The organism is Pedobacter frigidisoli (assembly GCF_032678525.1).
Classification (GTDB): Bacteria; Bacteroidota; Bacteroidia; order Sphingobacteriales; family Sphingobacteriaceae; genus Pedobacter; species Pedobacter frigidisoli_A.
The window spans coordinates 120,776-144,745 of record NZ_JAVTSE010000004.1 but is presented as its reverse complement, the minus strand read 5'-3'; the positions used below and the strand labels follow the sequence as shown (position 1 = coordinate 144,745).

The 23,970-nt window shown below is 40.5% G+C and carries 18 protein-coding genes; 10 read left to right on the top strand and 8 right to left on the bottom strand.

Annotated elements, in window-relative coordinates:
• The first annotated feature begins 8 nt into the window (after positions 1–8).
• Complete coding sequence (locus R2Q80_RS12605; RefSeq protein WP_316799945.1) at positions 9–1,376, top strand: RagB/SusD family nutrient uptake outer membrane protein; 1,368 nt, start codon at positions 9–11, stop codon at positions 1,374–1,376.
• Between the two features lie 59 nt (positions 1,377–1,435).
• Here R2Q80_RS12605 and acs read toward each other — a convergent pair whose 3' ends face one another.
• Positions 1,436–3,331 (bottom strand): acetate--CoA ligase, encoded by a 1,896-nt coding sequence (gene acs, locus R2Q80_RS12600; protein ID WP_316799944.1) that lies wholly within the window; start codon positions 3,329–3,331, stop codon positions 1,436–1,438.
• Between the two features lie 213 nt (positions 3,332–3,544).
• Between acs and rpmB the strand changes: the two genes are divergently transcribed.
• The 5 genes from rpmB (at position 3,545) to rimO (ending at position 6,671) form a co-directional block, all read left to right on the top strand.
• Positions 3,545–3,778: a 50S ribosomal protein L28 gene (rpmB, locus tag R2Q80_RS12595; RefSeq protein ID WP_010599806.1), complete on the top strand. Its 234-nt coding sequence runs from the start codon at positions 3,545–3,547 to the stop codon at positions 3,776–3,778.
• A 43-nt stretch (positions 3,779–3,821) separates the two neighbouring features.
• Positions 3,822–4,004, top strand: coding sequence for a 50S ribosomal protein L33 (gene rpmG / locus R2Q80_RS12590; protein WP_010599807.1), 183 nt, complete (start codon positions 3,822–3,824; stop codon positions 4,002–4,004).
• 84 nt (positions 4,005–4,088) lie between these two features.
• On the top strand, positions 4,089–4,244 hold the full coding sequence (locus R2Q80_RS12585) for a DUF4295 domain-containing protein (RefSeq protein WP_010599808.1): 156 nt from the start codon (positions 4,089–4,091) through the stop codon (positions 4,242–4,244).
• A gap of 105 nt (positions 4,245–4,349) precedes the next feature.
• Positions 4,350–5,312, top strand: a complete 963-nt coding sequence (ftsY, locus tag R2Q80_RS12580; protein WP_316799943.1) for a signal recognition particle-docking protein FtsY — start codon at positions 4,350–4,352, stop codon at positions 5,310–5,312.
• A gap of 27 nt (positions 5,313–5,339) precedes the next feature.
• Entirely contained in the window at positions 5,340–6,671 is a 1,332-nt protein-coding gene (gene rimO / locus R2Q80_RS12575) for a 30S ribosomal protein S12 methylthiotransferase RimO (protein WP_316799942.1), read from the top strand.
• A 43-nt stretch (positions 6,672–6,714) separates the two neighbouring features.
• Here the strand turns inward: rimO and R2Q80_RS12570 are convergent, their stop codons facing one another.
• The 4 genes from R2Q80_RS12570 to R2Q80_RS12555 form a co-directional block, all read right to left on the bottom strand.
• On the bottom strand, positions 6,715–7,059 hold the full coding sequence (locus tag R2Q80_RS12570) for a hypothetical protein (RefSeq protein WP_316799941.1): 345 nt from the start codon (positions 7,057–7,059) through the stop codon (positions 6,715–6,717).
• A gap of 117 nt (positions 7,060–7,176) precedes the next feature.
• Complete coding sequence (locus tag R2Q80_RS12565) at positions 7,177–8,175, bottom strand: NAD(P)H-dependent glycerol-3-phosphate dehydrogenase (protein ID WP_316799940.1); 999 nt, start codon at positions 8,173–8,175, stop codon at positions 7,177–7,179.
• 177 nt (positions 8,176–8,352) lie between these two features.
• A complete protein-coding gene (locus R2Q80_RS12560; protein WP_316799939.1) occupies positions 8,353–9,690 on the bottom strand; it encodes an efflux RND transporter periplasmic adaptor subunit in 1,338 nt (445 codons plus the stop codon).
• 77 nt (positions 9,691–9,767) lie between these two features.
• Positions 9,768–11,261, bottom strand: a complete 1,494-nt coding sequence (locus R2Q80_RS12555) for a TolC family protein (protein ID WP_316799938.1) — start codon at positions 11,259–11,261, stop codon at positions 9,768–9,770.
• A 19-nt stretch (positions 11,262–11,280) separates the two neighbouring features.
• Here R2Q80_RS12555 and R2Q80_RS12550 point away from each other — a divergent pair, with 19 nt between their 5' ends.
• From R2Q80_RS12550 to R2Q80_RS12540, 3 genes are all read left to right on the top strand, one after another.
• On the top strand, positions 11,281–11,937 hold the full coding sequence (locus R2Q80_RS12550; protein ID WP_316799937.1) for a polysaccharide deacetylase family protein: 657 nt from the start codon (positions 11,281–11,283) through the stop codon (positions 11,935–11,937).
• A 408-nt stretch (positions 11,938–12,345) separates the two neighbouring features.
• Positions 12,346–15,111, top strand: a complete 2,766-nt coding sequence (locus tag R2Q80_RS12545; protein WP_316799936.1) for a bifunctional aconitate hydratase 2/2-methylisocitrate dehydratase — start codon at positions 12,346–12,348, stop codon at positions 15,109–15,111.
• A 53-nt stretch (positions 15,112–15,164) separates the two neighbouring features.
• A complete protein-coding gene (locus R2Q80_RS12540) occupies positions 15,165–17,444 on the top strand; it encodes an aconitate hydratase (RefSeq protein ID WP_316799935.1) in 2,280 nt (759 codons plus the stop codon).
• Between the two features lie 87 nt (positions 17,445–17,531).
• On the opposite strand, the gene R2Q80_RS12535 is transcribed toward R2Q80_RS12540, so the two are convergent.
• Both R2Q80_RS12535 and R2Q80_RS12530 read right to left on the bottom strand, forming a co-directional pair.
• The gene (locus R2Q80_RS12535; RefSeq protein WP_316799934.1) at positions 17,532–17,975 is read right to left on the bottom strand and encodes a DUF2007 domain-containing protein; all 444 of its coding nucleotides are present in this window, start codon (positions 17,973–17,975) and stop codon (positions 17,532–17,534) included.
• Positions 17,976–18,064: 89 nt separating this feature from the next.
• Positions 18,065–19,402, bottom strand: coding sequence for a GH1 family beta-glucosidase (locus tag R2Q80_RS12530; RefSeq protein ID WP_316799933.1), 1,338 nt, complete (start codon positions 19,400–19,402; stop codon positions 18,065–18,067).
• 98 nt (positions 19,403–19,500) lie between these two features.
• Here R2Q80_RS12530 and R2Q80_RS12525 point away from each other — a divergent pair, with 98 nt between their 5' ends.
• Positions 19,501–22,041, top strand: coding sequence for a gliding motility-associated C-terminal domain-containing protein (locus R2Q80_RS12525; RefSeq protein WP_316799932.1), 2,541 nt, complete (start codon positions 19,501–19,503; stop codon positions 22,039–22,041).
• On the opposite strand, the gene R2Q80_RS12520 is transcribed toward R2Q80_RS12525, so the two are convergent.
• On the bottom strand, positions 22,042–23,856 hold the full coding sequence (locus R2Q80_RS12520; protein ID WP_316799931.1) for a MutS-related protein: 1,815 nt from the start codon (positions 23,854–23,856) through the stop codon (positions 22,042–22,044).
• Between the last annotated feature and the right edge of the window lie 114 nt (positions 23,857–23,970).

Genomic DNA, 23,970 nt, shown 5'->3' with positions numbered 1-23,970 from the left:
GAGTTAACATGAAAAAAACATATATACATAATCTGTTGCTGAGTTCTATACTGCTGACCAGCGCAGTATCATGCAAAAAGGCACTTGATATTTCTCCGGTAGACACCATTGAACAAAACAAGGCCTTACTTACCTCTAAGGACGTTGAAGTGGCCTTAGTGGGTAGTTATTCTGCACTTGGAAGCAGAAACTTATATGGCGGCAGACCATTCTTAATGGCTGATTTTTTAGCTAATACAAATGCGATCGAATGGTATGGAACTTATGAAGAACTTACGCAAACGATAAACAAATCTATTTTTAAGACCAATACATTCGTAAATAACGTATGGGCGGCCGGTTATACAGCCATAAACGATGCAAATAATGTAATTGTGGCAATTGGAAAGGTCGATGCAGCAAAGAAAAACAAAGTTGAAGGTGAGGCTAAATTCATCAGAGGTTCAGTATATTTTGACTTGGTGAGGTTATTCGGTAAAGCTTACAATGATGGTTCTCCATCGACGAATTTAGGGGTACCAATTGTACTTACACCAACGTCGGCAGTTAATGACGCAAGCTATGTAAGCAGGTCGACTGTTGCAGCTGTATACGCACAAGCTATTGCAGACCTGACTGATGCAGAGGCTAAACTTCCTGCTACTAATGGCTTCTTTGCTACAAAGTTCTCTGCGGCTGGAATGCTTGCAAGATTGTATTTACAAATGGGCAATTATGCAGCTGCGGGAGCAGCAGCCAGTAGGGTTATAGCCTCAGGTAATTATTCGTTAACATCATCTTACATAGCTGCCTTTCCAGCCATGGGATCCAGCCCAGGGGCAAACACCTCCGAAGATGTCTTCTCTATCCAGGTAACAACTTTAACAGGATTTAATGGCTATAATGAATTCTATGGCTCATCGACATACGGTGGCCGCGGAGATGCTGTAATCTCTCAAGACTGGATTGACAACACTTACAACACTTCGGATGATAGGATTAATGCGTTTTATGATGATGGGGATATGTACACCTCAAAGTTTGCAAATCCCTATGGAAATGTCTCCATCATGCGTTTAGCAGAAATGTATTTAATCAGAGCTGAGTGTAATGTTCGCCTAGCACCTGCTGCACCTATCGGAGGGCAAACGCCTTTGCAAGATTTATCAGTGGTGAGGAGCAGAGCTGGTTTGACAACGACTACTGCAACCCTAGCGAATATATTGAATGAACGTAAACTGGAGCTGGCTTTTGAAGGCTTTGCATTACACGATGCGAAGCGCACTCAAACCAATATTGGGTCAATAGCATGGAACGCCAATAACCTGGTTTTCCCTATTCCTCAACGAGAAATTGATGCAAATAAAAACCTAACTCAGAACCCGGGTTATTATTAGAACCAAGATGCCCCGCGGTTTTTTACATCGCGGGGCATTTTCTATTTCTAGGATTATTATTACAAACTTTTTGCTGCTTCAATAATCTCTTCCACTACTCCCGGATCAAGTAAAGTAGAGGTGTCACCTAAATTCGCGGTATCACCTTCTGCAATTTTCCTTAAAATTCTTCTCATAATCTTACCCGAACGGGTTTTAGGCAAGCCTGTTACAAAAAGGATTTTATCAGGTTTAGCGATTGCCCCGATTACACGGGTAACGGTTTGAAGAATATCTTTTTTCGAAAGCTCTGCCTCTCCGTGCATTTCAGGATAGATGACGAAGGCATAGATTCCCTGTCCTTTTACGTCGTGAGGATAACCGACAACAGCGCTTTCCACTACACCGGCATGCATATTGATTGCATTCTCCACTTCTGCGGTTCCGATTCTATGGCCTGAAACATTTAATACATCATCTACGCGGCCGGTAATTCTATAATAGCCATCTTCATCTCTCAAACAACCATCTCCGGTGAAATACAAATTCTCGTAAGTTGAAAAATAGGTTTGTTTGCAACGTTCGTGGTCGCCATAGGTTGTCCTGAGCATGCCTGGCCACGGAAACTTGATACAAAGGTTTCCACTAACGCCATTTCCGGTAATTTCATTTCCATTTTCATCCACTAAGATGGGTTGAATACCAGGAAGCGGCAGCGTTGCATAACCCGGCTTGGTTGGGGTTACGGTAGCAATTGGAGAAATCATGATTCCACCTGTTTCTGTTTGCCACCAGGTATCCACAATTGGTGCCTTACTGTGTCCAATTTTTTCATCGAACCAGTGCCAGGCTTCCTCATTAATCGGTTCTCCGACTGATCCCAATACGCGAATGCTACTCAGATCTTTTCCCTGTAGCGGATCTTCTCCGAAACTCATCAAAGAACGAATGGCTGTAGGAGCTGTATATAGTGTGTTTATTTTATGTTTTTCTACGATATCCCAAAACCGTGAAGGGCTTGGGTAGGTTGGAATGCCTTCGAACAATACTGAAGTTGCTCCCTGAGATAATGGTCCGTAGACGATATAAGAGTGGCCGGTAATCCACCCGATATCGGCTGTACAGAAATATACCTCGTTAGGCTGATAGTTAAACACGTTGGAAAAAGTATAACCAGCGTAAACCATATATCCTCCGCAGGTATGCACCACACCTTTAGGTTTTCCGGTTGATCCGGATGTATACAGAATGAAAAGCATGTCTTCGGCATCCATTTCTTCCGCTTCACAAACATCGTTTACGTGTTTCACTTCATCTTCCCACCAAACATCGCGGCCTTTAAGCATGGAAACAGGCGTACGGACATGTGTTAATACGATGCATTTCTCTACCGTAGGGCAACCAATAAGTGCGTCGTCAATGACATCTTTTAGAGGGATCTGTTTGTTACCCCGATACGCACCATCAGCAGTGATCACCAGTTTACACTGCGAGTCGTTTATGCGATCGGCGATGGATTTGGCAGAAAAGCCCCCAAATATTACAGAGTGTACGGCGCCGATACGGGCGCAGGCTAAAACTGCGATGGCCAGCTCGGGCACCATAGGCATATATATGCAGATGCGGTCGCCTTTTTTTGCACCGTTACGTTTTAATACGTTGGCAAAGCGGCAAACCCGTTCGTGCAGCATTTTATAAGTAAGCGTTACGCTTTCTTCTTCAGGGTTATTAGGTTCCCAGATAATTGCAGGTTTATCGCCATTCTTTTCGAGGTGACGATCGAGGCAATTCTCGGTGATATTAAGTTTGGCGCCTTCGAACCATTTAATCTGGGGCTCGTTAAAGTTCCATGAGAGCACCTTGAACCAGGGCTTGCGCCATTGAAAATTCTGAGCTACTTGGCCCCAAAACTGTTCGGGATTCTCTATACTTTTTTTATAATCTTCTTCGTATTGCTTAAAAGATGTAATTTGCATGGCGCTGTTATATATTTTGTTAGTAGCGGCTAATTTAATTAAATAATAATAAGGCTAAATATTGAAATCGTATCAAATTGAATATACCTGGGATGTTTTAAAAAATATATGAAAATATTTACCTGTACTCTTGCTGTTTACAATTATTATTCAGATATTTGCACACTCTTAAAAAAATTAAGCGACGATATTTAACAACTATATTTACAAGTCATGTCAAGAGTTTGTGATTTAACAGGAAAAATGGCAATGAAAGGTAATAACGTTTCACACTCGAACGTTAAAACCAAGCGCAAATTTTATCCTAATTTGAAACTTCAGAAATTTTATATCCCTGAAGAAGACCGTTGGATTACGTTGAAAGTTTCTACTTCAGCGATTAAAACCATTAATAAAGTGGGTATTAGCGAAGCGATCAATCGTTTCGTAAAAAAAGGATTTTTGTAAAAAACATTAACTGTTGAGATTAACAGTTTAACTTAATATTAAAATGGCAAAAAAAGGTAACAGAGTTCAGGTTATTTTAGAATGTACTGAGCACAAAGAAAGTGGCATGCCAGGTATGTCTAGATATATTTCTACGAAAAACCGTAAAAACACTACTGAGCGTTTAGAGTTGAAAAAATTCAACCCAGTATTGAGAAAAGTAACCGTACACAAAGAAATTAAATAAGGTTGGTGGTTTTAAGGTAGAAGGCTTAGGGTGAGCAACCCCCATTCTATCAATCTATCATTCAATCATTAAAATTATAAGAACATGGCAAAGAAAGTAGTTGCAACCCTTAAAACCGGTACAGGTAAAGAATATTCGAAAGTAATTACAATGGTAAAATCACCAAAAACTGGTGCTTACTCATTCAAAGAGCTTATCGTACATAACGACCACGTAAAAGATGCTATTGCATCTAAATAAGGTTAATATTTTTCAATAAAATATTAAAGGCCGTTCCGTTTAACCGGGAGGGCTTTTTTTGTTATAGCAAATTACGTTGGGAATAATTTCTAAACAATAATACTAATGGGCTTATTTGATTTTTTCAAAAAGAAAGAAACCGCTCCTGAAGCACAGGAAGCCTTAGACAAGGGACTAGAGAAAACGAAAGACGGTTTCTTCAATAAGATTACCAAAGCCGTTGCGGGTAAATCGACGGTTGATGATGAAGTTCTGGACAACCTTGAAGAGGTTCTGGTTACTTCGGATGTTGGTGTTGGCACTACATTAAAAATCATTAAGCGAATTGAAGAACGTGTTTCAAAGGATAAATATCTGAATACTTCGGAACTGAATTTCATTTTAAGAGATGAGATTCAGTTGTTGTTATCGGAAAACAACAGTAACGACTTCCGTCAGTTTGAGTACGGCGACCATAAGCCCTATGTAATTATGGTTGTTGGCGTTAATGGAGTAGGTAAAACAACAACCATAGGTAAGCTTTCGCATAAGCTTAAGGGATCGGGATTAAAAGTTGTGTTAGGCGCTGCAGATACTTTTCGCGCTGCAGCAGTTGACCAAATTAAGCTTTGGGGTGAGCGTGTTGGTGTAAGGGTTGTTGCTCAGGCCATGGGTTCTGATCCGGCATCCGTGGCTTTTGATACGCTTCAATCGGCAGTTGCAAATGGTGAGGATGTAGTGATTATTGATACTGCAGGCAGGTTGCACAACAAAGTAGGCTTAATGAATGAATTAGGTAAGATTAAGCAGGTGATGCAAAAGGTTGTACCCAATGCGCCACATGAAATTTTATTAGTTTTAGATGCTTCGACCGGGCAGAACGCTTTTGAACAATGCAAACAATTTACCGAAGCTACAGATGTGAACGCACTTGCTATCACAAAGCTTGATGGTACGGCGAAAGGCGGTGTGGTGATTGGGATTTCGGATCAGTTTAAAATACCTGTTAAATACATCGGCGTTGGCGAAAAAATCGGCGATTTACAGCTTTTTGATAAAAAGGAGTTTGTGAATAGTTTGTTTAAATAATATTATAGTAAAGATTAAGTGTAAAAGATGAATACCAAAATAGCAAGAAGTAAAACCTCCATTAAGCAACCTAAAATAAATGTTATCACCTTGGGTTGTTCGAAGAACATATATGATTCGGAAGTATTGATGGGGCAGTTACGTGGCAACAATTTAAATGTTAGCCACGAATCTGACAAAATTGGTAAAGACGATATTGTAGTGATCAATACCTGTGGTTTTATTGACAACGCCAAACAAGAATCTATCGATACCATTCTTCAGTTCAGTGAATTGAAAGAGGCTGGTAAAATCGGAAAGGTTGTTGTTACCGGATGCTTATCTGAAAGGTACAAACCTGAACTCGAGGCGGAAATTACAAATGTTGATGCTTTTTTTGGCACTAACGATTTACAAAATATCCTTCATGAACTGGGTGCTAATTATAAGCACGAACTTATCGGTGAACGGTTATTAACTACCCCATCTCATTTTGCTTATTTCAAAATTGCGGAAGGATGTAACCGTCCATGTTCATTCTGTGCCATTCCGCTTATGCGTGGCAAGCATATGAGTAAACCGATGGAAGAATTGGTTAATGAGGCCAAAATCCTTGCTGCAAATGGCACGAAAGAATTGATTCTAATTGCACAGGATCTTACTTATTATGGTTTGGATTTATATGGTACACGTAAGCTTGATGAACTGATGCGCCGTATATCTGATGTACCGGGGATCGAATGGATTCGCTTACAATATGCTTACCCAAGTGGATTTCCGATGGAGATCCTGGATGCCATGAATGAGCGTGAAAACATCTGCAAATATCTGGATATGCCATTACAGCACATTACAGATAACATGCTAAAATCGATGAGGCGTGGTACAACGAAGCAAAAGACGATAGACCTGGTTAATCAGATCAGGGATAAGGTTCCAAACATTGCGATGCGTACGACTTTAATTTGCGGTTATCCAGGTGAAACGCAACGCGACTTTGAAGAAATGGCACAATGGGTGGAAGATACTAAATTTGACCGTTTGGGTTGTTTTACGTATTCTCACGAAGAGAAAACTCACGCACACACTTTGGTTGATGATGTACCGGAAGAAGTAAAACAACAAAGGGTTGATGATATCATGGAAATACAACAGGGAATTTCCTTTGATATTAATCAGGAAAAAGTTGGCCAAACCTTCAAGGTATTGGTTGACAAAAAGGAGGGTGATTTTTTCGTGGGAAGGACTGAGTTTGACTCACCGGAAGTTGACAATGAAGTTTTGATTGATGCATCAACTGGTTATGCTGCAAATGGAAGCTTTGTTCAGGTTAAGATAGACCGGGCAGAAGACTTCGATTTATACGGAACAATCGTTTAGCAAAAAATATTAATCCCGGGCCACTGACCCGGGATTTTTTTTATTAATTTTTTGATGCAGGTCTGGTTTTAATCTGACTAGGTTTTAACCAGATTTTAGCCCCTTTAGCATTAACATAATATTTTTCATTTTTGGAGTTAATATAAACATTAGAGCCATCTGGTGCCATTTTACCTTTCCAGGTTTTATCTGAAACTTTTGCTTCGCCTTTTACCGCAACTTCTGCGGTTTTATTACCCACTGATTTAGCTCCTTTATCAATTGCTTTACCTGTGTGATCTAAAGCTTTACCAACCTCTGTTTTCTTTTTTTCCTGTGCATTAACACTTAAGCCAGCACCGCCAACTAATCCGATTGCCAATAGCCCTATTGCAAATTTCTTTTTCATGACCGATATTATTATTATTTATACCAGTAACATTAGAGGTTGCCATTTTGTTTCGACCAGGGGCATTTCGCTGATTGTTAAAGACTTGTTGGTTGTTGAGTACAATCGGCCTCAGCCTTAACTTAGTTTTTCGGCAAGTAGTTTCATTTCTATCTGAGGAGAACGCTTTTCGTACAGGATGCTATGTACCGCCTTGCATATTGGCATATCCACTCCGAAAGCCAGGTTCTGAATATGCATGCATTTTGCTGCATAATAGCCTTCGGCAACCATGTTCATTTCTAACTGTGCAGACTTAACGGTGTATCCCTTTCCTACCATGTTTCCAAAGGTGCGGTTACGACTAAATTGTGAGTAAGCGGTAACGAGTAAATCGCCCAGATAGGCAGATTCCATAATATCACGATTGATCGGATGTACAACATCTACAAAGCGTTTAATTTCCCTTATGGCATTACTGATCAGTACTGCCTGGAAATTATCGCCGTAGCCGATGCCATGACAAATCCCACTGGCTACAGCATAAATATTTTTAAGCACTGCAGCGTATTCCGTTCCAAAGATATCATCAGATACATTGGTTTTGATATAGCGGTTATTTAAGAGTGAGGCAAAAGATGATGCTGTTTCTATGTCTGTGCAGGCTATGGTGAGGTAAGAAAGCTTTTCGAAAGCAACTTCTTCCGCATGACAAGGTCCGCTTACCACTAATATGTCCTGATATGGAATTTCGTAATTCTGATGGAGGAATTCGCCGATAATCAGATTATCTTCAGGAACAATTCCTTTAATTGCTGAGACAATTTTTTTTCCTTTTAAATCTTCGGAAGTTACACCGGCCAGGGTTTCCTTTAAAAATGCAGCAGGAACGTTTAAAATGACGAAATCTGCTGATTTCAGAATGCAGTTGATATCAGATGAAATTTTATCTGTTGCAAGCTTCAGCTCTACTGAACTTAGATAGTGGGGATTGTGTTTAAATTTTTTAATATGCTCAATGGCAACTTCGTTGCGCATCCACCAATATATTTCCTTTTCAGATAAATTATCTGATAGCATTTTTACAATGGCAGTTGCCCAGCTACCGCCCCCTATCATTGCTATTTTAGGTACCATGTGTATAAAAGGTTAAAAGTAAAAGGTGTAAGGCTGGCCTTTAAAAAAAGGTTTAAGGCAAAAGGTGTAAGATTTAAGGTGGAGACCATTTGTCTGAACCTTAAATCTTACACCCCGAAAACCTTGTAATACGCCTTAAACTTTCGCAAGTTACTATTTCTTGCGAATAATTATAGCTTACTTCTTACCGTCTTTACTAAACAGTTGGTCTTTAGCCGTTTTTTCTACAAGCATACCATCTTTAAGCTTGTTCTGGATGGCTGAGTAAGGGCCTGTAACCACTTCATTTCCGGCTTTTATACCTGATTTTACGATGATAAACTGATCATTCTGAATACCTGTAGTCACTTCGGTTTTCTTAACCTTTTTTGTTTTGGCATCGTAGGTGTATACAAACTGCTTAATTTTCTTGTCTGATAATTTTGACTTCTGTTTATCGGCACTCCCCTGATCTCCGCTGGCGGCTCCTTCTGCAGACTTTCCGGCATCGGTAAATACTGCCTGAATCGGGATTGCCAGACCATTTACGGTCTCACTTTCGATATCTACGGTTGCTGACATACCCGGGCGGAATATCGATTGTTGTTTACCTTCCATTTCTTCAGTAATCCGTATTTTCACGGAGAAGTTTGTTACCTGATCTACAGAACTTGTGGTGGTGGTACCAACCGCGGTTGATGAACTTGCTATTTCTGTAACCACTCCCCTGAATTTTTTATCAGAGAATGCATCAACTTCTATTGATGCTTTATCTCCAACTTTAACTCTGGTGATATCATTTTCATTAACATCAACATTAACTTCCATTGAAGAAAGGTTTGAGATGCGCATGATTTCGGTACCTGCCATTTGCGAAGTTCCCAGGATACGATCTCCCAATTCGATTGATAGTTTCGACACTACTCCATCAACAGGTGCATAAATGGTAGTTTTGGCTAAATTGGCACCTGCTTCTTTAACATTGGCACCAGTTTGTTCCAGGGTGAATTTAGCGCCTACAACATTTTCTTTCGCGCTTTCCAGTGTAGCTTTTGCACTAAGGTAGGCAGCTTTGGCTGAATCGAACTCGGATGCTGATATTACTTTTTTTGCGAAAAGCTCTACGTTACGTTTATAGGTAGCTTCTGCATTAATAAAATTTGCCTGATTTTGTGCCAGCTGCTGCTGCGCTCCGGCAACACTGGCCTTTTGTGCATTATAGGTAGCTACAGTACGCTCGTAACCAGATTGAAGAACATCCGGACGAACTTTACAAAGTAACTGACCTGCTTTAACAATATCACCTTCTTTAACTTTTAATTCAACAACCTCACCTGAAACCTCTGAACTCAACTTAACCTCTGTTTCAGGTTGTATTTTGCCACTGGCGGTTACTGTTTCGATAACGGTTTTATCGGATGCCTTTTCTGTAGTTACCTTTTCGGTTTTTTCGCCACCAATTACTCCAGCTACTTTTAAGCCGATAAGAATGGCTATGATAACACCAAGGGTAATTAAAATGTGTTTCAGTTTCATAATAGTTTATTTATTGTGGTGATTACACCGGTTGTTCGTGTTAATTTGATTGCGCTGATGAGTTGTTTCAGCGGTTATTAAAATATGATTGGTTTACCTAAATAATAATCAATTACTTTGGCTCTGAAGATCAAGTCGTATTTGGCCTGTATGAAATCGATTTCAGCTTTATTTCTGTTTGTTTGTGCGGTGCTGTAGTCCAGTGAATTTACGAGCCCCACATTATAGCGTTGTTCTACCACATAAAAAGCGTCCTTTTGGGCATTAAATGCGTTTTGAGTTGAAGTGTATCTGCTTTCGGCTGCTTTAAGGTCATAAACTGCCTGTGAGATAACCTTGCTCAGGTTGTTTCTGGCCAGTTGTTCCTGAACCTGTGTATTCTGATAATTAATCTTTGCCTTTCTCACATTTGTGCGGGCAAGGAAGCCATTAAAAATGGGTATAGAAAGGTTTAGGCCAACGTATTGATTAAAGTTATCTTCGATTTGTGATGAGAAGGTTTGTTTGCCTAATACGGTAACAAAATCTGGTGTTACAACTGCCTCGTTGGTTACCTGGGTTCTACCTATTTCAGAGAATCCGTTAGGTGTAATGGATAATACCTTACTTCTACCACTTGAAAAGTTAGATCCTAGTCCCCCACCGATTGATAGCCGTGGATAGTAGGATGATTTGGCAATATCGACTCCTTTTAATGCTGCCTGGGTACGCAAAGAAGCCAGTTTGATGTCGGGAAAACTATTTACGGCCGTGCCAAACACTGTACTGATGTCGAAGTTATTTTGCAAGGAATAGTTATCTGCAACGGCAGGTGCCTGAACCTCGAACCGGTTTTCGGGCTGCATTTCCATGAGCTGATTCAGGGTTAAATAAGAAATGGACAATGTATTTTGTGCATTAGTGGTATTCAATTCTGCTGTAGCCACCTGAGACTTTGCCTGAGAAATATCGGCCAGGGTTTTGTTTCCGGCATCAAGTAATGCCTGTTCCCTTTTCAAAGTTTGTTTGGCCACATCCAGCTGTTGCTGGGAAGCTGCCAATAAATCCTTATTGTAGAGGATCTGCATGTAGGCCGTTACTACCTGCAGAATCAAATCATTTTTAATCTTCTCTACGTTGGTTTTATCTGCTGAGAGGAGGAGTTTGTTTTGTCTGATCTGGTTTATTTTCTGAAAGCCCTGGAAGAGATCGGCACTGGCTGTTAAACTTCCGCTGGCAGAAGAAAACTGCTGACTGATATACTGATTGGTTGATGGATCAATGCTACGTCCAAAGTTCTTGTTGTAATTTGCGGAACCGTTAAGTGAGGGCAATAATGCGTTTTTAGATTGCGTTAAATCTTCAGCAGTTAGTGCAGCGCTGAAAGCGGCCTGTTTGATTTGCAAATTATTTTTTAGTGTATTGTCTACTGCCTGCTGAATAGTTAAAACCTGCTGAGCGCTGGCAGTTTCTACAAAAACTAATGTAAGGGCGAGAGCAAGGCCCGTAAAAACTTTATGTTTGGTAAACATCTTCATAATTTGTTTCAAATCTATATAAACAACTTTAATAATTTCAATCTGTACAGGCATTTACTAACTTTGATGTAAAATGTACCTGATCAAATCACCGCTTTTGCTTAAATGGTATTATCCATCCCTTGTATGGAATAAATCCCGCTCGGAAAAAGTCATTTATCTGACCTTTGACGATGGACCTATACCCAATGTTACAGACTTTGTATTAAAAACTTTAAAAGCTTTCCATGCTAAAGCTACATTTTTTTGCATTGGCGATAATATACAAAAGCATCCCGAAGTTTTTAATCGTGTTAAAAATGACGGGCATGCTATCGGTAACCATACTTTTAACCATTTAAAAGGCTGGAAAACCGACGATGAAACCTATGTCCAAAATACGATAAAATGTCAGGAGTTGACGCAGACCAGTCTTTTTCGACCGCCTTATGGCCGGATTAAGAAATCTCAGGTCCGCAGCCTAAAATCCATGTTGCTTAATCAGGGTTTTGGTTCTCAGATTACTGCTACGGATTCAAATCTCCAAATCATAATGTGGGATGTGCTCAGCGGTGATTTTGATATCAACCTGGCTCCTGAGAAATGCTATCAAAATGTGATCAGACATGCAGATAACGGATCTATCATTGTTTTTCATGATAGCTTAAAGGCTTTTGACCGGCTTGAATACACATTACCACGGGTTTTAAAGTATTTTACTGAAAAAGGTTTCACTTTTGCAACGCTTTAGCGGTAAGCGATTGCTGTGCCAGGTTCAGGATAATGCGCTTAGATAGTCAGGAAGCAGTATTAAAAAGGATGATGCTTGTAACGGTGTTCGTAATTGAACATAAGCGTTCATTACCGGACATTGGTTTGCGATCAATTGCAGACAAGAGCCCAATATTTTCTTAGCTTTATGAAAGTGTTGTGACTGCTAATCACATGATTTCTTCGTAGTTTAGAACAATTCCAAATTATTTAACCACCTGCCTAAATTGCATTTAAAGGTTGTTTTTTACTATTTTTGTTTTGACCAAAAAAACCAGTTTTTTAGTCGCCAAGACAAATTAATACACAATAAACAATATTCTTTTTGTGAAAAGTGAGGTGTATGTTTTGCTGCGCGAGCTTACAGCAAAAAGAATAAAAAATCAAGATGAGTATTTATAACGATTATATCCAGGAGATTGAAGACAGAAAAATTCAAGGTCTTCATCCTAAACCTATTGACGGAGCAGAGTTATTGAGTGAAATCATCACTCAAATCAGAAATGTAAATAACTTTAACAGAGCAGAATCTGTAAATTTTTTCATATATAATACGTTACCGGGCACTACCGGTGCGGCGAGTGTAAAAGCGGCTTTCTTAAAAGAGATTATTTTAGGTGAAACTCTCGTTGCTGAAATTACACCTGATTTTGCTTTCGAGCTATTGTCGCACATGAAAGGCGGGGCATCTATTAAGGTTTTATTAGATATTGCTTTAGCTGACAATGGTGATAAAGCCAGAAAAGCGGCTGAGGTACTTAAAACACAGGTTTTCTTGTACGATGCGGATACGGACCGTTTGAAAGAGGCCTATAATAACGGCAATGAAATTGCTAAAGAAATATTAGAAAGCTATGCGAGAGCTGAATTCTTCACCTCGTTACCTCCTGTTGCGGAGGAGATTAAGGTAGTTACTTTTATTGCCGGCGTTGGTGATATCTCCACTGACTTGTTATCTCCAGGCAACCAGGCTCACTCCCGTTCGGATCGTGAATTGCATGGTAAGTGCATGATTACGCCTGAAGCACAGGAAGAAATCCAGGCGCTACAGGCACAACATCCGGATAAGAGTGTGATGCTGGTAGCTGAGAAAGGCACAATGGGTGTAGGTTCGTCTCGTATGTCGGGTGTAAACAATGTTGCACTCTGGACAGGCAAAAGATCGAGCCCGTTTGTTCCTTTCGTAAACATCGCGCCAATTGTAGGTGGCACCAACGGAATATCTCCGATTTTCTTAACTACTGTTGATGTAACTGGAGGTATTGGTATTGACCTTAAAAACTGGGTTAAGAAAACAGATGAAAACGGAAATGTTATCCGTAATGAAAAAGACGAGCCCATTCTGGAAGAGGTATATTCTGTAGAAACCGGGACGGTACTTACCATTAATACCAGAACAAAAAAATTATACAATGGCGATCAGGAACTGATTGATATTTCTAAGGCCTTAACTCCACAAAAAATGGAGTTTATGAAAGCGGGCGGTTCATACGCCATTGTTTTTGGGAAGAAGATACAGACTTTTGCAGCGAGAACCTTAGGCATAGAAGCGCCACTAGTTTTCGCTCCTGCTAAAGAAGTTTCCATTGAAGGTCAAGGCTTAACTGCTGTAGAAAAAATCTTTAACAGGAACGCTGTAGGATTAACACCGGGCAAAGTACTACATGCAGGTTCTGATGTTCGTGTAGAAGTGAACATTGTGGGTTCTCAGGATACTACAGGGTTAATGACTGCTCAGGAGCTGGAGGCAATGGCTGCTACAGTAATTTCTCCGATTGTTGATGGCGCTTACCAATCAGGCTGTCATACTGCATCGGTATGGGATAAAAAAGCACAGGCAAACATTCCTAAACTGATGAAGTTTATGAATGAATTTGGCGTGATTACTGCGCGTGACCCGAAAGGCGAATATCATGCAATGACTGACGTAATTCACAAAGTATTGAACGACATTACTATTGATGAATGGGCGATCATTATCGGTGGGGATTCACATACGCGTATGTCAAAAGGTGTGGCATTCGGAGCAGATTCGGGTACTGTAGCTTTAGCGTTGGCAACGGGTGAGGCATCTATGCCAATTCCTGAGTCGGTAAAGGTTACTTTCAAAGGCTCGATGAAAGAGCACATGGATTTCCGTGATGTGGTTCATGCTACTCAATTGCAGATGTTACAGCAATTTGATGGCGAAAATGTATTTCAGGGCCGTATAATAGAGGTGCATATTGGTACTTTATTAGCTGATCAGGCCTTTACTTTTACAGACTGGACAGCAGAGATGAAGGCAAAAGCCTCGATCTGTATTTCACAGGATGATACTTTGATTCAATCACTGGAAATAGCGAAAAGCCGTATTCAAATCATGATTGACAAGGGTATGGATAACCATAACCAGGTACTTCAGGGATTAATCAATAAAGCGAATAAACGTATTGAGGAAATTAAAACTGGTATTAAACCAGCTTTAATGCCTGATGATAATGCGAAATACTATGCTGAAGTAGTCATTGATCTTGATTTGATCAACGAGCCAATGATTGCGGATCCGGATGTAAATAACGCAGATGTTTCTAAACGTTATACCCATGATACCATCAGAGATTTAACTTTTTATGGTGGCGATAAAAAAGTAGATCTTAGTTTCGTAGGATCTTGCATGGTGCACAAAGATGATTTGAAAATCGTTTCTCAAATGTTGAAAAACGTTGAAACCAAAACCGGTAAAGTAGAATTTAAGGCACCACTAGTGGTTGCAGCGCCGACTTACAACATCATTGATGAATTGAAAGCTGAAGGTGACTGGGAATATTTACAAAAATATTCTGGCTTTGAATTCAGTGATGCCCTGCCAAAAAGCACTGCGAGGACGGAGTATGAAAATATTATGTATCTGGAGCGCCCGGGTTGTAATTTGTGCATGGGTAACCAGGAAAAGGCAGCAAAAGGCGATACTGTAATGGCTACATCTACCCGATTGTTTCAAGGTCGTGTGGTGGAAGACAGAGATGGTAAAAAAGGCGAATCTTTATTAGCATCGACACCAGTTGTTGTCTTATCTGCTATTTTAGGCCGCATTCCAAATATTGCAGAATACAAAGAAGCGGTTGAAGGAATTAACTTGACCAAGTTTACCCCCATATCAACAAAACAATAAAGGAGTATACCTTGTTTAAAACACACAATTAATAACAATTAAATTTAAGCAGTATGGCTTTTGATATAGAAATGATCAAAAAGGTTTATGCAAATTTTGGCAGTCGCGTTGATTCGGCCCGCAAAATTGTTGGCAGGCCTTTAACACTTTCAGAAAAGATTTTATACGCTCACCTTTGGGATGGCGATCCTACGAAAGCATTTTCGCGCGGAACGGATTATGTAGATTTTGCACCAGACCGTGTTGCGATGCAGGATGCGACTGCTCAGATGGCTCTTTTGCAATTTATGCAAGCTGGCCGTCCACAGGTTGCCGTTCCTTCTACCGTTCACTGCGATCACCTGATCACTGCAAAAGAAGGTGCATCAATAGATTTACCTCATGCGAGAACAGAAAGTGCAGAAGTTTTTGATTTCTTATCGTCTGTATCAAATAAATATGGTATTGGTTTCTGGAAACCAGGTGCGGGTATCATTCATCAGGTCGTATTAGAAAACTATGCATTCCCAGGCGGGATGATGATCGGAACCGACTCACACACTGTAAATGCAGGTGGTTTGGGTATGGTTGCAATTGGTGTTGGTGGTGCTGATGCCTGTGATGTGATGGCTGGTTTACCCTGGGAGCTTAAATTTCCTAAGTTAATTGGTGTTAAATTGACTGGTAAACTGAATGGCTGGACTGCTGCTAAAGATGTAATTTTGAAAGTTGCAGGTATTTTAACTGTAAAAGGTGGTACTGGTGCAATTGTTGAATATTTCGGTGATGGCGCGATCAACTTAAGCTGTACCGGTAAAGGTACCATTTGTAACATGGGTGCTGAGATTGGTGCGACTACCTCAACCTTCGGTTATGATGAAAGTATGGAGCGTTATTTGCGCTCTACTGACCGGAATGAGGTTGCTGACGAAGCTAATAAAATTAAGGAATACTTAACAGGTGATGCTGAAGTTTACGCAGATCCTGAACAATATTTTGATCAGGTTATTGAAATTGACCTCGACACCCTTGAACCGTATTTGAACGGTCCGTTTACACCAGATTTAGCTACTCCTGTTTCGCAAATGAAAACTGAGGCAGAGAAAAACGGATGGCCATTGAAAGTGGAATGGGGTTTAATCGGTTCTTGTACAAACTCTTCTTATGAAGATTTATCGAGAGCAGCATCAATTGCCAATCAGGCTATTGCGAAAGGTTTGGTTACCAAAGCGGAGTTTGGAATTAATCCGGGTTCGGAACAGGTACGTTATACTGCGAATCGTGATGGTTATTTGAAAACTTTCGAGGATTTAAATGCTACTATCTTTACCAATGCCTGCGGACCATGTATCGGTATGTGGGACAGGACAGGTGCTGAGAAAGCGGAGAAGAATACCATTGTACATTCATTTAACAGAAACTTTGCCAAACGTGCCGATGGTAATCCAAATACATTTGCATTTGTAGCTTCGCCAGAAATGGTAGCTGCGATTGCCATTGCGGGTGATTTAGGTTTCAATCCTTTGACGGATACGCTAACAAATGATAAAGGCGAACAAATCAAATTAGATCCACCTTCAGGCTTTGAATTGCCTACTAAAGGTTTTGCTGTAGAGGATGCAGGTTATCAGGCTCCGGCTGCTGATGGTTCTTCGGTTCAGGTTTTGGTTTCACCTACTTCTCACCGTTTGCAGCTACTGGATCCTTTTACTCCATGGGAAGGTACAGATTTAAAAGGTTTAAAACTGTTAATTAAAGCTAAAGGTAAGTGTACAACGGATCATATTTCTATGGCTGGTCCGTGGTTAAAATTCCGCGGTCACTTAGATAATATCTCAAATAATATGCTGATCGGTGCAGTTAACTACTTCAACGATAAAACAGATAATGTTAAGAATGAAATCACAGGCGAGTACGGTCCTGTTCCGGCAACACAGCGTGCTTATAAGGCTGCAGGTTTTGGTTCTATCGTAATTGGTGACGAAAACTACGGCGAAGGGTCATCACGTGAGCATGCCGCTATGGAGCCACGCCATTTAGGCGTTAGGGCTGTACTGGTAAAATCCTTTGCGCGTATACACGAAACCAACCTTAAAAAACAAGGTATGCTCGGTTTGACTTTTGCTGATAAGGATGATTACGATAAAATCCTGGAAGATGATACTGTGGACATTTTAGGTTTAACTGAGTTTGCGCCAGATAAACCATTGACCCTGGTATTGCACCATTCAGATGGTTCTGAAGATTCTTTCCCGGTTAATCATAGTTACAATGCTCAACAAATCGACTGGTTTAAAGCAGGTGGTGCGCTAAACATCATCAGAGCTGAAGCTGCTGCAAAAGCAGGTAACTAGTCAGGAAGTTCGTTAATTTATATCAAAAATCCCGTTTCGAGTAAAATCAGAACGGGATTTTTTATATGAGTTGGTCAGACACAATTGCTATGGAAATTCATGACCGCAGTTGTAGCAATGATTACATTTATTGGCTTTAATAGGGTACGTAATGGTAAGCAGTGCAAGCAGTTTGACCCACCAGTTGAATTTCTTCTTTGTGGCCATACCGTAGCCTACATCTGAAGATCCGCATTTGCTGCAAATTGTTTGACCTGAAGATTGGGGTATTTTATTCTCCTGATCAATGTAAAACACCTCATCCGTACCAAGAAGCTGATTGATTTCATCCACGTCTTTTTCGAAAACAATCAATTTCACCCCTCCTATAGCCTGATTGTACAAAGGATTGATTGTTGCCAAGTTTTCATCAGCAAGGAAGCATGCGAAACCGGAATCTTCCAGGCGGGCCCTGATAATATTTGCTTCTATTGGATTGTAATAGGTGCTGTAAATTGTTGTCCTGTCGGAGGCCGGTTGAGAAGAGCTCATAATTAAATTTCATTAAAGGTATTGAATCGCTGGCTTTGGCTATTCGATATGTAATATAAAACTTTAGTTCCGGATTGGAAACTCATCAATTAGTTTTTAAGGAATTCCTGCCACCAGTAGCCTGAATATTTTATGGTACGTTCGAGTGTTTTGAAATCGGTGTGTACCAGGCCAAAGCGTGCGTTGAAACCTTCGGCCCATTCAAAGTTATCCATTAATGTCCATGCCATGTAGCCGGTAATCTTAATTCCTTCTTGTTTTGCCTTTAACAGCGCATTCAGGTAAAGCTTAAAATATTCGATGCGTTCTGCATCGACTACATGGCCATTAACCAATTTATCGTGGTAAGCTGCGCCGTTTTCGGTTACCATAATATTTTTAACATTAGGATATGCAGCAAACTGTTTAATGATGTTATAAAAGCTTTCGGCATTTATTTCCCAGCCCATTGCGGTATGTGGTTTCCGCTGGCTTTTGGCTTTTACTTCCCATGCCTGTATCACTGGAATGAAAGCATTATATTTAACCGTTAGCGGAAAGTAATTCTGCAGTCCGATAAAGTCAAAGTCGAATTTCATTCTTTCCTGCAGGCGCCAGGTGCCGTACTCCAGCTGAAACTTTTCGAGGACATCCCAACCGGCTGTAGGAAAACCCAAGCCCTGTGCAGGTTCGATAAACAGGCGGTTCATTAAACAATCTACCCGTTTGGCCGCGAGTATATCATTCTCACTTTGTGTATAGGGAACAATTTCTGAACAGGAATAGGTTGTACCAATGTTGGCATTGCTTACTTCGGCGCGGAGAATTTTACCACCCTCGGCCTGGGCAAGTGCGGTATGTAGAACTGCGGGAAAAAAGTTGCTTAAGCCTGTTTTGCCCGGGGCATGTACGCCGAGCATATAACCGAGAGAGGTGTAGCCAAAAGGTTCGTTCAAAACAATCCAGTTTTTAACTTTATCGCCATATTCGAGTGCACATATACTCACAAAGGCATTGAATGCTGCATTGATGCTAAAGCTTGTCCAGCCGCCCTCGTTTTCCAAAGCCTGAGGCAAATCCCAATGGTATAAGGTGATATACGGTACAATCCCTTGCGATAAGCACTCATCGATTACGTTATGATAAAATCTGATTCCAAGTGGGTTGGTTTCCCCTTTACCGAGGGGTAAAATTCTTGACCATGAGATGGAGAAGCGGAATACCTTAAATCCAAGCAGTGTAACCAATGCAATATCCTCCACATACTTATGGTAGAAATCGCAGGTGATATCCAGCTTATGTCCTTTTTTTATTTTGCCACTTTTGGCAGCAAAGCTATCCCAAATGGAAGGGCCTTTACCCTGTTCAGCCGCGGCACCCTCTATCTGGGTAGCGGCAACAGCAACTCCCCACAAAAATTCGTCTCCAAAATCGCTTGATTTAATCATTTTATTAATTGATAGAGCGTAAGTTGCAAGTTTACTATTAACAAATCATTAATAAAGAAAATTACTTACCGTAAAGCATTTTTTTATAGATTTACTTTATGCGCTTTCTGTTTTTTTTCCTTCTGATCGTAACCAGTGGTTTAGCCGTATGTGCCAGACTTGCTCCGCCAGTTAATGATGAATTGGCAAATGCAATTACTATATCCAATACAAGTGGTTATTGCAGTGGAGATGCAGCATATAACAATATGGAGGCGACTCCCAGCTTTCAGCAGCGTTCGATGAACTGGGCAGCTACAGGAAATGATGTATGGTTTAAATTTACTGCTACTAAATATGCTGTAAATATCAGCGTAAGCGGACAGGTTAACACTACAAGTCCAAATACTTTGAGCGGCCCTCTGGTAGCTCTTTACACTGAAGACGAGTTAAATCAAAACCTCCTCGAAACACCGGGTACAGTGGCGACCTCAAGTAACGTAACCTCTCTGTACGTGGGCACGCTAAAGCTAAACCATGTTTATTATGTTAGGGTAAGTGCCCTGAATAACAATACCGGGACCTTTAAGCTCTGTCTGGATAACTATACGGCACCTATTCAACCCGGGCAGGATTGCGGGACTTTTTCCCTGTTGTGTTCGAAGGAAACTTTTACCCAATTAAATGTAAGCGGTGCCGGGTTAAACAATACTGAATCTGCCGGAACGTGTTTAGGGCAGGAATCAAACTCTGCCTGGTATATGTTTAAAGCCTCTAAAGGTGGAGACTTTACGTTTTTGATTACCCCTACTGTTACTTCAAATGATATTGACTGGATATTTTACGATCTGGGGGTGGATGGTGATTGCAGCGGGGTTAAAGCATCAAACGCCATTCGGTGTGCATCAGGAAGTGGAACTAACTGTAGTCCTTCTTATTACAAAACAGGACTGAGTATGACGGAAACCGATTTGAGTGAATCTGCGGGATGTGTGGCGGGACAGAATGGATTGGTTAAATATGTTGATTTAATTGAAGGACATACCTATGCATTACTGGTTGATAATTTTTCTCCGGGGAATAACGGATTTACAGTAGAGTTTGGTGGAACGGCAGATTTTGCAGGTCCGGCTGCCCACATAGAGGTTGAAAAGCTCAGGCCATGTACTGATAACCAGTCGTACATTTTCAGCGGGCAGGCAAGCAACTATAAAATATTAAAATGGTCATTTGGTGAAGGCGCCAGCTTACAAAGTGCAACAGGAGAAGGACCATTTACGATTACTTATAGTACGCCAGGACAAAAAACGGTAATTTTAGAAGCTGAAGGTTTTAACAAATGTAATGTCATCACGACTGAAACAATCATTGTGGCCAAAACACCGGATAAACCAGTCATCTCGGCTAGTGATTTAACGCTATGTGAAGGAGATACATTGCAACTTTCAACCCCATTTCTTGATCTGGCTACCTACCACTGGTCGGGACCAAATGGATTTCACTCCATGGAACAAAATCCAGTGCTTCCGATGACTGGTGCTGCAAATATCGGGAAATATGAACTTTATGTTCAGGTTGGTGATTGTATCAGTGAAACTAACTTTGTTGAAGTTTTATCTATTGATTTACTCCCGAAGGCTGCATTTTCAATTACTGTTAATAACAGATGCGATCCGGGCCAGAGTTATACACTTACCAACCAATCTACCGGATATGCCAGGCTAAAATGGGATCTGGGTTCGGAAATAAAAAGTAACATAAACCTTTCTAATGACGGAAGGGAGATTTCATTTCTTTCGACAGGGAAAAAGATCATTACGCTTACCGCAGAAAGTAACAACGGATGTACATCCATAATATCCCAAGAGGTTATGGTTGAGCAGCGGCCGGAAAGACCTGAAATCAGCTCTAATCAGGAAGCGTTTTGCCTAAATGATACCATTAGGCTGTCAGTACCTAAACTGGAGGGCATTGTTTACAGATGGACGGGGCCGAATAACTTTACCGATAGCACCAGTAGCATTTCCATACCTGTTAATAATTTTAATGTGGCGGGCTTATACGAAGTTACTCTTACATCAGGGAGTTGCATTTCCCTTCCTGCCAGTATTACTATTCCGGCGATTGCCAGGATTCCGGTCGCCAGTTTTACTACTGACCCGGGTTTCAATATTAAATTTGCGGTACCGGCTGAAATCAGATTTAAAAACAGCTCGAGCTATAGCGATTACTATTTATGGGATTTTGGAGATGGCTTCCATTCGACGAGTGAAAATCCCAATCACATTTATCAGGCTGAAGGAACTTTTAAAATTACCCTTACCGCATACTCAAATAACGGATGTTTTAATTCAGTTACGCAAGGTGACCTGACGATCAAAGGATCAGCATCTGTATTCGTTCCCAATGCCTTTTCACCTAACGGGGATGGTATAAATGATGAGTTGAATGTGGGCATCACGAATCTTAAAAAGTATCATGTACAAATTTATAACCGGATGGGTAGCCAGGTATTTTCTGCAGATAGCATTTTTGATAACTGGAAAGGCGAATATAAAGGGAATCCATTACCAGTTGGTGTTTATTACTATCTTATTAACGGTATCAATTTAAACGGAACTGCAGTCAGATTTTCGGGCTCTGTTACCCTGATCAGATAACTAATCGAGTGATAATCCAATTTGCTTTAACAAGATAGCGGCGTTAAAGGTAGTACAAGGCCCGTGTTTGAGTTTGTAATCGAACTTCATTTCACCGTTTGTAAAAGAGATATCAAAGTGAAAGTTCCTCAATTCGAGATGATGTTTTTCCTTTAAATCGGCTAGTTGTAAATCATGCGTAGCAAAAAGTGCAGGTGTTTTCTGCTCTATTAATTTTTCAACAAAGATCTTTGATCCTAAATATTTATCACGGCTATTTGTACCTCTTAACATTTCATCTATTAATACGAAAGTATCTTTATCTGTCACTACATTATCCAGAATCATTTTTAGCCTGTTAAGCTCTGCTTTAAATGTTGATGTGCTCTCGTTCAGGGAATCTTTGATACGCATATAGGTAACGATAGAAAACACGTACAATTTCATTTCTGCAGCACAAACAGGGGCACCGGAGTAGGCTAATACCATATTTATTCCCAATGTACGGAGGAACGTACTTTTGCCTGCCATATTGGATCCGGTAATGATATCAACTGTAGAATGGGCATCCAGAGCAAAGTTGTTGTCCACCCGAAGATTATCGGCAATTAACGGATGGCCAATGTTTTCTGCTTCGAACGCAAAGTGGTTTGTTATCTCAGGAAAACTCCATTCCGGATGATTATAAGCGGTAGTGGCGAAGGAAATTAATTCTTCGAATTCACCTAAATGATTTAGTCCTTCAATCACGTCTCCGGAAGACGACTGGTACCATTTCTCCAGGCTGATGCAGCATCTGAGATCCCATAGGAATAATCCGTTTAGAATTCCGCCGACAATGAGATTTAATCGTGCATCGAAACGCTGAATTACTTTGGAAAGGCTTTTAATCTCCTGACTAACGGGTGTTTTGGAATGGAGGAATTTTGATATATAGGGACTTTTCCACTGCTGATTTTCTGTCCACAGAATTGCACTGGCGTAACTGTTTAGCAAATTAGCGCTTCCTCCGAAGCTGTAGAAGACCAGGTTTACTTTGGCCCCCAGGATTACATTTACTCCTGTGTGTAAAATTAGCAGCAACACAAACAGCTTCCAGAACATGCTACCGAGAAATATAGCGGCGAGGATTAGAAACCCTGAAATGTAAGGGGCCAATGCTACATAAATTTTTAAGCCCTTTTTGTGGATAAAGTTAAGCTGTTCACCGAGTTTACTTTTTAATTGTGTTTTGATTTCTTCAATTTTATTTACATCATGACCGTGAAGATTTGCCCTGAAACTGAAAGTGTTTCCGATTTTCTCTTTCACCTCTTTTATCGCTTCCTGGCGCTGCAAAATTTCATCTGGCACATTTTTAATGGATAGTTTTTGAGCCAAAGTATGGTTCCCAATTTTGGTGCTGCACCGATTAAGCAAAGCAAACAGGGACGAGTTGCCAAAGATATCCAAATCTGATGTGTATGGGTGCGTTTCAGATTCATACCGGGTTCCATTATCATATCCATTGATTCCACCATTGAGTATATTGAATTCGTTTTGATAAACCCAGAGTAATTGCTTTTGATATTCAATTTCTTTATCCAGTATGCTTTGCTTTCGAACTATATAAACAAAAATGAACACTGGAATGATCAGTAATATTTGAATAAGTGTACGCCATACGTTGTCTGCAGAATTAAGCAGGAGTACAAAGAAGAGGATTTCGGAAAGAAATAAAGCAATCCTGATAAGCGAAAGATTGTCGACCTGCTTCCTTGTTTGTATAATCTTTGTTTGAACAGCTTTTACTTTAGCTTCGTAACCAGCTATGATTTCTGATTTAGTTATTGGCATTTTCTAGTGGAATATTCCCAAAGGTATAAGAACAATGGGTATTTGGAAAGATATTTTTCGGGTTGAAAATGCTAGCGGGGAGGTTAGCGCAAATAGCAAAGAGGTGAAAGGTTC

Excerpts from the sequence above, each read along its gene's own strand:
- R2Q80_RS12605 (WP_316799945.1), top strand. The coding sequence starts at position 9 with ATGAAAAAAACATATATACATAATCTGTTGCTGAGTTCTATACTGCTG.
- acs (WP_316799944.1), bottom strand. The coding sequence starts at position 3,331 with ATGCAAATTACATCTTTTAAGCAATACGAAGAAGATTATAAAAAAAGT.
- rpmB (WP_010599806.1), top strand. The coding sequence starts at position 3,545 with ATGTCAAGAGTTTGTGATTTAACAGGAAAAATGGCAATGAAAGGTAAT.
- rpmG (WP_010599807.1), top strand. The coding sequence starts at position 3,822 with ATGGCAAAAAAAGGTAACAGAGTTCAGGTTATTTTAGAATGTACTGAG.
- R2Q80_RS12585 (WP_010599808.1), top strand. The coding sequence starts at position 4,089 with ATGGCAAAGAAAGTAGTTGCAACCCTTAAAACCGGTACAGGTAAAGAA.
- ftsY (WP_316799943.1), top strand. The coding sequence starts at position 4,350 with ATGGGCTTATTTGATTTTTTCAAAAAGAAAGAAACCGCTCCTGAAGCA.
- rimO (WP_316799942.1), top strand. The coding sequence starts at position 5,340 with ATGAATACCAAAATAGCAAGAAGTAAAACCTCCATTAAGCAACCTAAA.
- R2Q80_RS12570 (WP_316799941.1), bottom strand. The coding sequence starts at position 7,059 with ATGAAAAAGAAATTTGCAATAGGGCTATTGGCAATCGGATTAGTTGGC.
- R2Q80_RS12565 (WP_316799940.1), bottom strand. The coding sequence starts at position 8,175 with ATGGTACCTAAAATAGCAATGATAGGGGGCGGTAGCTGGGCAACTGCC.
- R2Q80_RS12560 (WP_316799939.1), bottom strand. The coding sequence starts at position 9,690 with ATGAAACTGAAACACATTTTAATTACCCTTGGTGTTATCATAGCCATT.
- R2Q80_RS12555 (WP_316799938.1), bottom strand. The coding sequence starts at position 11,261 with ATGCCTGTACAGATTGAAATTATTAAAGTTGTTTATATAGATTTGAAA.
- R2Q80_RS12550 (WP_316799937.1), top strand. The coding sequence starts at position 11,281 with ATGTACCTGATCAAATCACCGCTTTTGCTTAAATGGTATTATCCATCC.
- R2Q80_RS12545 (WP_316799936.1), top strand. The coding sequence starts at position 12,346 with ATGAGTATTTATAACGATTATATCCAGGAGATTGAAGACAGAAAAATT.
- R2Q80_RS12540 (WP_316799935.1), top strand. The coding sequence starts at position 15,165 with ATGGCTTTTGATATAGAAATGATCAAAAAGGTTTATGCAAATTTTGGC.
- R2Q80_RS12535 (WP_316799934.1), bottom strand. The coding sequence starts at position 17,975 with ATGAGCTCTTCTCAACCGGCCTCCGACAGGACAACAATTTACAGCACC.
- R2Q80_RS12530 (WP_316799933.1), bottom strand. The coding sequence starts at position 19,402 with ATGATTAAATCAAGCGATTTTGGAGACGAATTTTTGTGGGGAGTTGCT.
- R2Q80_RS12525 (WP_316799932.1), top strand. The coding sequence starts at position 19,501 with ATGCGCTTTCTGTTTTTTTTCCTTCTGATCGTAACCAGTGGTTTAGCC.
- R2Q80_RS12520 (WP_316799931.1), bottom strand. The coding sequence starts at position 23,856 with ATGCCAATAACTAAATCAGAAATCATAGCTGGTTACGAAGCTAAAGTA.